The organism is Massilia soli, from assembly GCF_016809835.1.
Lineage (GTDB): Bacteria > Pseudomonadota > Gammaproteobacteria > Burkholderiales > Burkholderiaceae_D > Telluria_A > Telluria_A soli.
The window spans coordinates 121,130-132,927 of sequence record NZ_JAFBIL020000010.1 but is presented as its reverse complement, the minus strand read 5'-3'; the positions used below and the strand labels follow the sequence as shown (position 1 = coordinate 132,927).

General features: G+C 64.3%; 9 protein-coding genes. 6 read left to right on the top strand and 3 right to left on the bottom strand.

The features are described 5' to 3' along the window. Nucleotides 1-223: 223 nt before the first annotated feature. On the bottom strand, nucleotides 224-1,111 hold the full coding sequence (locus I4X03_RS21935; RefSeq protein ID WP_223470901.1) for a YicC/YloC family endoribonuclease: 888 nt from the start codon (nucleotides 1,109-1,111) through the stop codon (nucleotides 224-226). Nucleotides 1,112-1,204: 93 nt separating this feature from the next. On the opposite strand from I4X03_RS21935, the gene I4X03_RS21930 reads away from it, so the two are divergent. The 6 genes from I4X03_RS21930 (at nucleotide 1,205) to hemW (ending at nucleotide 7,151) form a co-directional block, all read left to right on the top strand. Further along, a complete protein-coding gene (locus I4X03_RS21930; RefSeq protein ID WP_223470884.1) occupies nucleotides 1,205-2,188 on the top strand; it encodes a serine/threonine protein kinase in 984 nt (327 codons plus the stop codon). Nucleotides 2,189-2,200: 12 nt separating this feature from the next. Continuing rightward, on the top strand, nucleotides 2,201-3,133 hold the full coding sequence (locus tag I4X03_RS21925; RefSeq protein WP_223470882.1) for a PP2C family protein-serine/threonine phosphatase: 933 nt from the start codon (nucleotides 2,201-2,203) through the stop codon (nucleotides 3,131-3,133). 9 nt (nucleotides 3,134-3,142) lie between these two features. Beyond that, on the top strand, nucleotides 3,143-3,874 hold the full coding sequence (rph, locus tag I4X03_RS21920) for a ribonuclease PH (protein ID WP_223470880.1): 732 nt from the start codon (nucleotides 3,143-3,145) through the stop codon (nucleotides 3,872-3,874). 435 nt (nucleotides 3,875-4,309) lie between these two features. Then, the gene (locus I4X03_RS21915) at nucleotides 4,310-5,275 is read left to right on the top strand and encodes an HDOD domain-containing protein (RefSeq protein WP_223470879.1); all 966 of its coding nucleotides are present in this window, start codon (nucleotides 4,310-4,312) and stop codon (nucleotides 5,273-5,275) included. A 62-nt stretch (nucleotides 5,276-5,337) separates the two neighbouring features. Beyond that, nucleotides 5,338-5,922: an RdgB/HAM1 family non-canonical purine NTP pyrophosphatase gene (rdgB, locus tag I4X03_RS21910; protein WP_223470876.1), complete on the top strand. Its 585-nt coding sequence runs from the start codon at nucleotides 5,338-5,340 to the stop codon at nucleotides 5,920-5,922. Then, nucleotides 5,919-7,151 (top strand): radical SAM family heme chaperone HemW, encoded by a 1,233-nt coding sequence (gene hemW / locus I4X03_RS21905; protein WP_223470868.1) that lies wholly within the window; start codon nucleotides 5,919-5,921, stop codon nucleotides 7,149-7,151. Before rdgB ends, hemW begins: the two co-directional genes overlap by 4 nt. Nucleotides 7,152-7,243: 92 nt before the next feature. Here the strand turns inward: hemW and I4X03_RS21900 are convergent, their stop codons facing one another. Together I4X03_RS21900 and I4X03_RS21895 are read right to left on the bottom strand one after the other, a co-directional pair. Continuing rightward, a complete protein-coding gene (locus I4X03_RS21900; RefSeq protein WP_223470858.1) occupies nucleotides 7,244-8,638 on the bottom strand; it encodes an efflux transporter outer membrane subunit in 1,395 nt (464 codons plus the stop codon). Beyond that, nucleotides 8,631-11,795, bottom strand: coding sequence for an efflux RND transporter permease subunit (locus tag I4X03_RS21895; RefSeq protein ID WP_223470856.1), 3,165 nt, complete (start codon nucleotides 11,793-11,795; stop codon nucleotides 8,631-8,633). The genes I4X03_RS21900 and I4X03_RS21895 overlap by 8 nt, the downstream gene beginning before the upstream one ends. Nucleotides 11,796-11,798 lie beyond the last annotated feature (3 nt).

Sequence of the window (11,798 nt, the reverse complement as noted above, 5' to 3'; positions counted from 1 at the left end):
CGGTTCCCGCTTACGCGGGAACGACCCGTCGATTCCAGGTTCTGAACCTGCTCGCGCATTGAGGCGCTTGCCGGCCTTGCCGCCTTTCAGGATATGGCGGGTCTCGCAACGATGATCTTTTTGCCGCTGTTCAAAGACCGTCGTCGTTCCCGCGAAAGCGGGAACCCATGCGGCTCATCCGGGTTGGCGAAGTATCGGTTCCCGCTTACGCGGGAACGACCCGTCATTCCAGGTTCTGAACCTGCTCGCGCATCTGCTCGATGAGCAGCTTGAGTTCCATCGACGCATCGGCCAGTTCCTTCACCGATGCTTTGGCGCCAAGCGTATTGGCTTCGCGGTTCAGCTCCTGCATCATGAAATCGAGACGCTTGCCGACCTGGCCGCCTTTTTTCAGGATGTGGCGGGTCTCGGTCAGGTGCGCGGACAGGCGCGACAGTTCTTCGGAGACGTCAATACGGATGCCGTACAAAGTCACTTCCTGGCGGATGCGCTCGAACACCTCCTGGCGCGTCAGCGTCGATGGGTTGCCGTGTCCGGCCATGCCCAATGCATCCTGCATGCGCTCGACCGCCTTTTGCTGGAACTGCGAAATCACTTGCGGGATCAGCGGCGTGATGCGCTTGACGATGGCGTCCATCGCGTCGATGCGCGAGACCAGCATCGCTTCGAGCGCGGCGCCTTCGCGGCGGCGGCTGTCGACGAACGCGGCGACCGTCTTGACGGTCAGTGCGGCGACGTCGGCCTGCAGCGATTCCTGGCCGACCTGGGCTTCTTCGATCACGCCCGGCCAACGCAGCAGCTCGGCCACCGTCATCTGCGGCGCCGACGAAAAATGCTGGCCCACTTCCGACTGCAGCCGCGCCAGGTCTGCCAGCAGCGAGGCATTGAGCACCTGCGAGCCGCCGGCGACCTTGCGGCCGAACGACAGCCGCGCCTCGACTTTACCGCGCGTGATGGCGGCCATGATCGCGGCGCGCAAATCCGGCTCGAGCGCGCGCAGCTCGTCGTTAATGCGGAATTGAAGATCAAGGAAGCGTGAGTTGACGCTTTTGATTTCGATCGTCAGCGTGCCTGCAGCGCACTCGCTGGTAGCGACCGCATAACCTGTCATGCTTGAAATGCTCAATGGAGTCCCCGTTTTTTTATCTTTTCTTTACAAAGCAGTGATTTATCCACACAATCGCCGTGTTAAGCAAGGAACCCTATGGCTGCACAAAATAACGCACCCTTGCCGGAAGGGATGGAAATTGCCGGATATCGCATTGTAAAGAAAATTGCGTCCGGTGGGTTCAGTATTGTTTACCTTGCCTACGACGCCGATGGCAGTGCCGTCGCCATCAAGGAATACCTCCCCAGCGCCCTCGCGCTGCGCCAGCCAGGCGAACTGATTCCCGTCATTTCCCCGCCCAACCTGCCTGTGTTCCGCATTGGCCTCAAGTGCTTTTTCGAGGAAGGACGGGCGCTGGCGCTGATTTCCCATCCCAACGTCGTGCGCGTGCTGAATTTTTTCAGGGCCAACGAGACCGTCTACATGGTGATGGGCTACGAGTCCGGCCAGTCGCTGCAGGAGCACATCGCGCGCCTGAACAACAAGGGCAGCCGCCTGAGCGAAGCGTCAATCCGCCAGATCTTCAGCGGCGTGTGCGGCGGGCTGCGCGAGGTCCACGCCAACAAGCTGCTGCACCTGGATATGAAGCCGGCCAATATCTACCTGCGCACCGACGGCACGCCGATCCTGCTCGACTTCGGCGCCGCGCGCCAGACCATTAATAATGACGTGCCCAAGCTGACGCCGATGTACACCCCTGGTTTTGCGCCGCCCGACCTGTATTCGAAGACGGCAACCCTGGGGCCATGGTCCGATATCTACAGCATCGGCGCCAGCATCTACGCCTGCATGGCCGGATCGCCGCCGCAGCCTGCCGACCAGCGCCGTGCCGAAGACAAGATGGAGAACCAGTTCGCCAGGCTGGGCGAGTATTCGCCGCAGCTGGTCAACCTGGTGCGCTGGTGCCTGGAGCTCGACCCGCTGGCCAGGCCGCAAAGCGTGTTCGCGGTGCAGAAGGAGCTGCAGTCGCCGATGCCCGCGGCAGCGGCGGCGGAACCGGCAGGCTTGACCGACACGTTGCGTGGACTGGTCGGGCGCCTCGGCGGCCTTGGCCGCAAAAAATCGACCGTCAAGCGTTGACAGGAGCAGGGCATGCAATTTTCGGTGTATCAGGAGAGCCAGATTGGCGGTCGCAAGGTCAACCAGGACCGCATGGGCTACAGCTTCACGCGCGACGCGCTGTTGCTGGTGCTGGCCGACGGCATGGGCGGCCACCTGCGCGGAGAAGTCGCCTCGTCGATCACCCTGCAGACCATGTCGACCTTGTTCCAGCAGCAGGCCACGCCGTACGTCAGGAAGCCGGAACGCTTCCTGCAAGAGGCGCTGCTGGCCGCGCACGAGGAGATCCATGTCTACAGCGCCGCCAACAACCTGCCTGAAACGCCGCGCACCACCGTCGTCGCCTGCCTGATCCAGCACAACACCGCGATCTGGGCGCACTGCGGCGACTCGCGCCTGTACTGGCTGCGCCGCGGCCAGATCCTGGCGCGCACGCGCGACCACTCGCATATCGAGCACCTGATCGCCAAAGGCCTGGCCGACCCGTCCGAGCGCACCACCCATCCAGACCGCAACAAGCTGTATAACTGCCTGGGCGCCGCGTCGCTGCCGCGGGTCGAAGTATCGCGCCAGGTCGGCCTGCAGTCGGGCGACGTGGTGATGCTCTGTTCGGACGGCCTGTGGTCGATGCTGCCCGATGAAGAGATCGCGCAGCGCCTGTCGACCCAGACCGTGGTCAGCGCGGTGCCGGACATGATCGCGATGGCCACCGAAATCGGCGGCCCGGGGTGCGACAACACCACGGCGCTGGCGATCATGTGGCAAGGGTCGAACGACGGCCCAGGCAATGACGACGCGATGATCTCGACCATGATGCTGCCCGAGAACGTCATCAGCACCACCATCCTGGCCCTGCCGGAACCGGAATCGGTGCACGAGGTCGATGCCTTCAGCGAAGACGAAATTGAAAAAGCGATCGCCGAGATTCGCGGCGCGATCGAGAAATCATCCCAAATACTCAAATAGAGGACACCCATGACATTTGAATCCCGCCCAAGCGGCCGTGCCGTCGACCAGTTGCGCAACATCGTCCTGGTGCGCGAGTACACCAAGCATGCCGAGGGTTCGGTGCTGATCGAATGCGGCGACACCAAGGTGATCTGCACGGCCAGCATCGAAGACAAGGTGCCGGGCTTCTTGAAGGGCAAAGGGCAGGGCTGGATGACGGCCGAATACGGCATGCTGCCGCGTTCGACCCATACGCGCATGGACCGCGAGGCGGCGCGCGGCAAGCAGTCCGGCCGCACGCAGGAAATCCAGCGCCTGATCGGCCGTTCGCTGCGCGCCGCGTTCGACCTTGAGGCCTTTGGCGAGCGCACCCTGAACATCGACTGCGACGTAATCCAGGCCGACGGCGGCACCCGTACCGCGTCGATCACCGGCGCGATGGTTGCCGCTTACGATGCGTTTGCAAAGCTGGTGGCGCGCGGCGACATCGGCGCGGTGCCGGTCAGGCACTTCGTCGCGGCGATTTCGGTCGGCGTGTACAAGGGCATGCCGGTACTCGACCTCGACTACGTGGAAGACTCGGGCTGCGACACCGACATGAATGTGGTGATGACCGATGCCGGTCACTTCATCGAAGTGCAGGGGACCGCCGAAGGCGCGGCCTTCGACCGCGACGGCATGAACCGCCTGCTCGATCTGGCGCAGGCAGGCATCAATGACCTGGTCATGTTGCAGAAGAAGGCGCTCGGGCTGATCTGAGTTCCGCTGCCACGTGACGCGGGTAGCTTGACTTACTTGCGTGATATATCTCTTGCCAATATGCAAAGGATGGTTGAACATCCAACCCTTGATTGAAGGGGCCTGCGATGCGATTTGAATGTTCTCCTGTCCGGGCATTGTCCCTGGCAATGTGTGCGGCAATGCTGTCGGTGCTGGGCAGCGCTGCGCTTGCAGGCGCGGGCGACATTGCAGCACCGTCTCCCGCCGCCCCGGCGGCCGACTGCGCGACACGGGGTGCAGCCTGGACGAGTAATGGCGCCTGAAACGGGTACGGTTACGGCCATATTTGCCGGCTGATCGCCTTACCAAAAGTCTTCACGGCGCTTTTTGAGCGGCCTGCATGAGTGTAAAATCAAAGACGAGAAAAATTCCCTGGGGGAAAGAAGGTGCGAGATGGGCTGGATAGGTAAATTAATGGGCGGCGACGCGGACAAGGCAGCGCCGGCGAAGTCCGCGGCTGCGGCTGCCGCGGTCGAGGATCACGATATCGCCAGCGGCGCCGAAGTCGACGCGGCGTTCTACCGCTGGCTGACCAACGCCGCGCAACCGCATGCGACGGCGGAGGTCGAGCAGCAGATCCTCGCCGAGCTGACGCGGCTGGCGCAGTCGGCGGTCGACGGCGCCGCGCTGGTGCCGCGCGTCCCTGCGATCATTCCGCAACTGATGCGCACGCTGCGCGACGACGACATGAACGCGGCCGACTTGTCGCGCCAGCTGCAGCAAGACCTGGTGCTGGTGGCCGAGGTCTATCGCGAAGCGAACCGCCCTTGCTACCGGCCGCGCTACCATTCGAGCCCGCCAGTGAACACGATTGAAGGCGCCATCATGCTGCTGGGGCAGAACGGCATGCGCATGCTGCTGGCGCGCGTTGCGTTCCGCCCGATCATCAGCATGCAGAGTGGCCTGCTGGCCAAGAAGACCGCGCCACTGATCTGGCGCCAGTCGGAAAAGTGCGCGCAGGCCGCCAGCCTGCTGGCGCCGTCGCTGCGCGCCAATGCGTTCGAGGCCTACCTCGCCGGACTGATGGCCAACGTCGGCATCGTCGTCGCGTTCCGCCTGATCGACCAGATGCACAAGGATGGCGCGGTGCCGCAATCCGATGAATTCATCGACGAGCTGTTCGCGCAGGGGCGCATCCTGTCGGCCCGTATCGCAGCCCTGTGGGAATTTCCTGAGACGGTCACGTCCGCCATCGAGCAATCCGGCCAGGACGACGCGCCCGCCATGGCGCAAACGCTTGCGCTGAGCGATCGTGTCAGCAAGCTGCGCATGCTGGTCGACGCCAACAAGTTCGTTCCCGACGATCCGTTCGTCGTCAATGGCCTGGGCAAGGCCGCGCTGGCCTGCTTCGGGAAGCTCGAGGACGAAGAGGACGAGTGATTGGGCCTGGGGCGGGGGTTCAAGTAAAATGAACGCCTTCTCCGCATTCTTCACCGCTCCCCATGACCCAACGCCTCGTCCTCGCGTCCAATAACGCGGGCAAACTCAAAGAATTCAGCGAAATCCTCGGGCCGGTCGGCTTCACCCTGCATGCGCAGGGCGAGTTCGATGTTCCCGAAGCCGATGAGCCGCACGCCACGTTTGTCGAGAACGCGCTTGAGAAAGCGCGCCATGCGTCGCGCCTGACCGGTTTGCCGGCGCTGGCCGACGACTCCGGCGTGTGCGTCAATGCCCTCGGCGGTGCGCCCGGCGTCTGGTCGGCGCGCTTCGCCGGCGAACCGAAATCGGACGCGCGCAACAACGAAAAACTGGTCGCCGACCTGGCGGCGCATACCGACAAATCGGCCTACTATTACTGTGTGCTGGTCTACGTGCGCCATGCCGACGATCCGCAGCCGGTGATCGCCGACGGCGTCTGGGCCGGTGAAATCGTCGCCGAAGCGCGTGGCAACGGCGGCTTCGGCTACGATCCGCACTTCTGGATTCCGTCGCTGGGCAAGTGCACGGCCGAGCTGTCGCCGTCCGAGAAAAACGCCTTGTCGCACCGCGGCCAGGCCTTGCGTGCATTGGTAGAGAAACTGAAATGATCCCGATTAAAGTCGTCAGCGGCGATGTGCCTGCGGCGCCGCGTTCACCCGCCGCCAGCGCGCTGCAATACCTGCAGCCGGGCGCGCTGAACCTGGCCGCGCTGCCGCCGCTGTCGCTGTACATCCATTATCCGTGGTGCGTGCGCAAGTGCCCTTACTGCGACTTCAACTCGCATGAGGCGAAGGGCGAACTGCCGGAAGAAGAATACCTGGCCGCGGTGCGGCTCGACCTGGAACAATCGCTGCCGCTGATCTGGGGCCGCAAGATCTACACCATCTTCATCGGCGGCGGCACGCCGAGCCTGATGTCGGCCAAGGGGCTCGACCGCCTGATGTCCGACCTGCGTTCGCTGCTGCCGCTCGACGGCGACTGCGAGATCACGATGGAAGCCAATCCCGGCACGTTCGAGGCGGAGAAGTTCAGGTCCTACCGCGAGAGCGGCATCAACCGGCTGTCGATCGGCATCCAGAGCTTCAACGCGCAGCACCTGAAGGCGCTCGGACGGATTCACGACGACGGCGAAGCGCGCCGCGCGGTGGAGATCGCGCACGCCAATTTCGACAACTTCAACCTTGACCTGATGTACGCGCTGCCGACGCAGACGCTGGCCGAGGCGAAGCAGGACCTCGACACCGCGCTGTCGTTCGCGCCGCCGCACCTGTCGCTGTACCACCTGACGATGGAGCCGAACACGGTGTTCGCGAAGTATCCGCCGGTGCTGCCGGACGACGACGCCAGCGCGGACATGCAGGACATGATCGCGCAGGCGATGCCGGCGGCGGGGTATCAGCATTATGAAGTGTCGGCCTATGCGCAGCCGGGCCGCAAGGCGCGCCACAACCTCAATTATTGGGAGTTTGGCGATTACCTGGGCATCGGTGCCGGTGCGCACTCGAAGATATCGTTCCCGCACCGGGTGCTGCGCCAGGCGCGCTTCAAGCAGCCGAAGTCGTTCATGGAAGCGGCGCTCAAGGGCAATCCGGTGCAGGAAGAATACGAGATCGCGCGCGAAGACATGGGATTTGAATTCATGCTCAACACGCTCCGGCTGACCGGCGGGTTTGCACCGAACCTGTTTGGCGAGCGGACCGGGATGGGGATCAACGCGATTGAGAAGCAGCTCAATGCCGCCGAAGCCAAGGGGCTGATCTACCGGGATCACAAGCTGATCAAGCCGACCGAATTGGGAATGCGCTTTTTGAACGACTTGCAGCAGATGTTCTTGTGAGAGCGGCGGGTGCGCTTCGCTTACCCGCCCTACGGCTTTGTGGCAAATCGTAGGGCGGATAAGCGCGAAGCGCGCATCCGCCGAATTGACTTTTACTGGACGTCGGTCCAGCCGCCACCCAGCACGCGATACAAGGTCACCTGATTCTGCAGGCGCTGCAAGTTCGCCTGTATCGCGGCCTGCTGCGCCGCGAACAGCGAGCGCTGGGCATCGAGCAAATCGAGATAGCTCGACGCGCCCTCGCGGTAACGCAGGTCCGACAAATTGAAGCGCTCGGCTTCCGCCGCCGCCACCGCACGCTGCGCGCGCAGCTGCTCGGTGAAGGTCGCCTGTCCGGCCAACCCGTCGGCCACTTCGCGGAACGCCGTCTGCACCGACTTCTCGTACTGTGCCACCGCGATGTCGCGGCCCGCCTTGGCGCTGCCCAGTGCCGCGCTGTTGCGGCCGTAGTCGAAGATCGGCAGCACCATCTGCGGCGCGAACGACCAGCCGAACGAACCGCTCTTGAACAAGCCGCTCAGCTCCGTGCTCACGCTGCCGGCGCTGCCGGTGAGCGAGATGCGCGGGAAGAAGTTGGCGCGCGCCGCGCCGATGTTGGCGTTCGCCGCGATCAGCTGCTGCTCGGCGGCGCGGATGTCGGGGCGCACCGCCAGCAGGTCGGACGGCAGTCCGGCCGGCAGTTCGATCAGCATCGTCTCGGCCAGGGTGGCGCCAGGGGCGAGCGTTTCGGGCAACGTCTGCCCGACCAGCAGGGTCAGGAGGTTGATGTCCTGCGCGCGCAGGCGCGTCTGCTGCGCCAGCGTCACGCGGGCGTTGTCGACCAGCGACAGCGACTGCTGCAGGTCGAGCTTGGACACCACGCCGTTGTCGTACTTGAGCTGCACCAGCTTGAGCGACTCCAGGCGCGCATCGAGCGTCTTCTGCGTCAGCGCCAGCAGTTCCTCGTCGGCCAGCATTTGCAGGTAGGCGTTGGCGACCGAGGCCACCAGGCTGATATGGGTGGCTTTGCGCGCTTCCTCGGTGGCGAGGAACTGCGCCAGCGCCGCTTGCGACAGGTTGCGCACGCGGCCAAACAGGTCAAGCTCGAAGGCCGACACGGCCAGGCCGGCGGAGTAGGTGCTGCGGATGCTGTCTTCGCTTTCCGTGGCGCGGTTGGCGCTCACACCCAGGCCGACGGTTGGCAGCGTGTCGGCACGGCGGATCTGGTACTGCGCGCGCGCCTGCTCGATGTTCAGGATGGCGACGCGCAGGTCGCGGTTGTTGACCAGCGCCAGCTCGATCAGCTGCTTGAGGCGCGCGTCGGCGAAGAACTGCTGCCAGGCGATGCTCGACGCCGCGGCGCCGCTTGCCGCGCTTGGCGCCAGTTGCGGGAAGCTTGCGGCCACCGGCGCCGCCGGACGCTCGTAGTTCGGCGCCAGCGACATGCAGCCTGCCAGCGCAAGGGCGAGCGCCAGCGGGGTGGTGGTTCGTGTGAATCGTTTAATCATGTTTTACCTCGATTGCTGCAGGAGGCGCGTCGTCTTCATGCGCATATTTCCTGCGCTGGCGCTCGCTGCCTCCGAATAGTTTGCGTACCACGACAAAGAACACAGGCACGAAGAACACGCCCAGTACCGTGGCGAAGATCATCCCGCCCATCACGCCGGTACCGATGGCGCGCTGGCTGGCCGAACCCGCGCCGGAGGCGATCACCAGCGGCAGCACGCCGAGGATGAAGGCGAGCGAGGTCATGATGATCGGGCGGAAGCGCAGGTGCGCCGCTTCCAGCGCAGCTTCAACCAGCGGCCGGCCCTTTGCCTGCAAGTCCTTGGCGAATTCAATGATCAGGACCGCGTTCTTCGCGCCCAGGCCGATGATCGTAATGATGCCGACCTTGAAGTAGACGTCGTTTTCCAGCCCGCGCAGCGACGCTGCGATCAGCGAGCCGAGCACGCCAAGCGGCACCACCAGCAGCACGGCGACCGGAATCGACCAGCTTTCGTACAGCGCCGCCAGCGACAGGAACACCGCCAGCAGTGCGAACGCCAGCAGGATGCCCACGGTCGAGCCGGACAGCTTTTCTTCGCGCGACTGGCCGGTCCACTCGAACGCGAAACCAGGCGGCAGCTGGCCGGCCAGGCGTTCCATCTCGTCCAGCGCTTCGCCGGTACTGTGGCCAGGCGAGGCATCGCCCGAGATACGGATGGTCGGATAGCCGTTGTAGCGCACCGTCTGCATAGGACCTGTGATCCAGCGGGTGCTGGCGAAGGCCGACAGCGGCACTTGCTGGCCCCTGCTGTTGGTCGCGTTCAGCTTGAGCAGGTCTTCCGGCTGCATGCGCGACGGCGCATCGGCCTGGACCACCACACGCTGCAGGCGGCCGGCGTTCGGGAAGTCGTTGATGTACGCCGAACCAAGCGAGGTCGAAATCGCCGTGTTGATCGCGTCGAAGCTCACCCCGAGGGCGTTGGCCTTGTCGCGGTCGATCTGCAGCTCTACCTGGGGTGCGTCTTCCAGGCCTTCCGGACGGACGCCGGCCAGGATCTTGCTCTGCGAGGCCATGCCGAGCAGCTGGTTGCGCGCCGCCAGCAGGGCATCGCGGCCGTTGCCGCCACGGTCTTGCAGGCGGAACGAGAAACCGGTGCCGCGGCCCAGCTCCGGAATCGGAGGAGGGCTGATCACGAAGATGAACGCATCGCGGATCTGCGACAGCTGTCCGGTAAGCCGGCCCGCCAGGTCTGCCGCGCCTTGTCCGTCGCCTTTGCGCTCGTCCCACGGCTTGAGGGTGATGAAGCCGAGCGCCATGTTCTGGCCCTGGCCCGAGAAGCTGAAGCCCTGTACGCCGACCATGCTGGCCACTTCCGGCTGCTTGAGGATCACGTCTTCGGCTTGTTTCAGCGCCGCGCCGGTGCGTTCCAGCGTGGCGCCAGGCGGCAGCTGGAAGTTGGCGATGATCGAACCCTGGTCTTCGTTCGGCAGGAAAGAACTTGGCATGCGGAAGAAGAACAGCGCGACGACAGCGATCAGCGCGACGAACACGACCAGCGCGCGGCCGGTGCGCTTGAGGATGCGTGCGACCCAGCCTTCGTAGTTCTTGGCGGTCTTGGTGAAGCCGCGGTTGAACCAGCCGAAGAAGCCGGTCTTGGCATGGTGGTGGCCCGCTTCGACAGGCTTGAGCAGGTGCGCGCACAGCGCCGGCGTGAGCGACAGCGCCATGAATGCGGAGAAGAAGATCGACGACACCATCACCGCCGAGAACTGGCGGTAGATGTTGCCGACCGCGCCGGCGAAGAACGCCAGCGGCACGAACACCGAGATCAGGACCACGGTCACGCCGACGATCGCGCCCGAGATCTGGCCCATCGCCTTGCGCGTGGCTTCGAGCGGCGGCAAGCCTTCCTCGCTCATGATGCGCTCGACGTTTTCAACCACCACGATCGCATCGTCGACGACGATACCGATCACCAGCACCATGCCGAACATGGTCAGCACGTTGATCGAGAAGCCCAGCGCGAGCAGCGTGCCGAGGGAACCAAGCAGCGCGACCGGCACCACGATGGTCGGGATGATCGTGTAGCGGAAGTTCTGGAGGAACAGGTACATCACCAGGAACACCAGGATCACAGCCTCGATCAGCGTCGTCACAACCTGCTTGATCGAGATGTCGATGAAGGCCGAGCTGTCGTAAGGGATCGCGTACTTGGTCCCGGGCGGGAAGTAGGGCTTCAGTTCGTCCATGCGCTGGCGCACCAGCTTGGCCGTTTCAAGGGCGTTGCCGGTGGCGGACAGCTGGACGCCGATACCGGTCGACGGCTTGCCGTTAAGGCGCGCCGAGGTGGAGTAGCTCTGGCCGCCGATTTCGATGCGCGCCACGTCCTTCAGGCGCACGGTCGAGCCATCCGGGTTCGCACGCAGCACGATGTTGCCGAACTGCTCGACGCTGCTCAGCTGGCCGGAGACCACCACGGTGGCCGTGATGGCGGTGCCGCCGACGTTCGGCAGGTCGCCGATGGTACCCGATGCGACCTGCGCGTTTTGCGAACGGATCGCGCTGTTGACGTCGGCCGGCGACAGGTTGAAACCCACCAGCTTGGCCGGGTCGATCCAGATCCGCATCGCCTTCTCGGTGCCGAACAACTGCGCCTGGCCGACGCCGGGGACGCGCTGGATTTCAGGCAGGATGGTGCGCGAGGCGTAGTCGCCCAGCGCGATCGGATCCCACTTGGGGTCATCCGACGACAGGATGGCAAACATCAGGAAGTTGGAACGCGCCTGGTCGACCCGCACGCCCTGCTGCACCACCGCCTGCGGCAGGCGCGGGGTGGCGCGGCCAAGGCGGTTCTGCACGTCGACCTGGGCAAGCGCCGGGTCGGTGCCGGTTTCAAAGGTCAGCGTCAGCGAGCCGGTGCCGTTGGCCTGGCTGACCGACTCCATGTAGATCAGGCCGGGGGAGCCGTTCATCTCGCGTTCGATCACGCTGATGACGCTGTCCTCCAGCGTTTGTGCCGACGCGCCTGGATAGGCGGCGTTGATGACGATGGCAGGCGGCGCGACGGCCGGATATTGGGCGATCGGCAACTGGGTAATTGCCACCGCACCGATCACCATGATGAACAGGGCGATCACCCACGCAAAAATGGGGCGGTCAATGAAAAAACGAGCCATGAA

What these genes read in the sequence shown, in the direction of transcription:
- I4X03_RS21925 (WP_223470882.1), top strand. Translation starts at nt 2,201, where the DNA reads ATGCAATTTTCGGTGTATCAGGAGAGCCAGATTGGCGGTCGCAAGGTC.
- I4X03_RS21895 (WP_223470856.1), bottom strand. Translation starts at nt 11,795, where the DNA reads ATGGCTCGTTTTTTCATTGACCGCCCCATTTTTGCGTGGGTGATCGCC.
- I4X03_RS21900 (WP_223470858.1), bottom strand. Translation starts at nt 8,638, where the DNA reads ATGATTAAACGATTCACACGAACCACCACCCCGCTGGCGCTCGCCCTT.
- rdgB (WP_223470876.1), top strand. Translation starts at nt 5,338, where the DNA reads ATGACCCAACGCCTCGTCCTCGCGTCCAATAACGCGGGCAAACTCAAA.
- I4X03_RS21930 (WP_223470884.1), top strand. Translation starts at nt 1,205, where the DNA reads ATGGCTGCACAAAATAACGCACCCTTGCCGGAAGGGATGGAAATTGCC.
- hemW (WP_223470868.1), top strand. Translation starts at nt 5,919, where the DNA reads ATGATCCCGATTAAAGTCGTCAGCGGCGATGTGCCTGCGGCGCCGCGT.
- rph (WP_223470880.1), top strand. Translation starts at nt 3,143, where the DNA reads ATGACATTTGAATCCCGCCCAAGCGGCCGTGCCGTCGACCAGTTGCGC.
- I4X03_RS21915 (WP_223470879.1), top strand. Translation starts at nt 4,310, where the DNA reads ATGGGCGGCGACGCGGACAAGGCAGCGCCGGCGAAGTCCGCGGCTGCG.
- I4X03_RS21935 (WP_223470901.1), bottom strand. Translation starts at nt 1,111, where the DNA reads ATGACAGGTTATGCGGTCGCTACCAGCGAGTGCGCTGCAGGCACGCTG.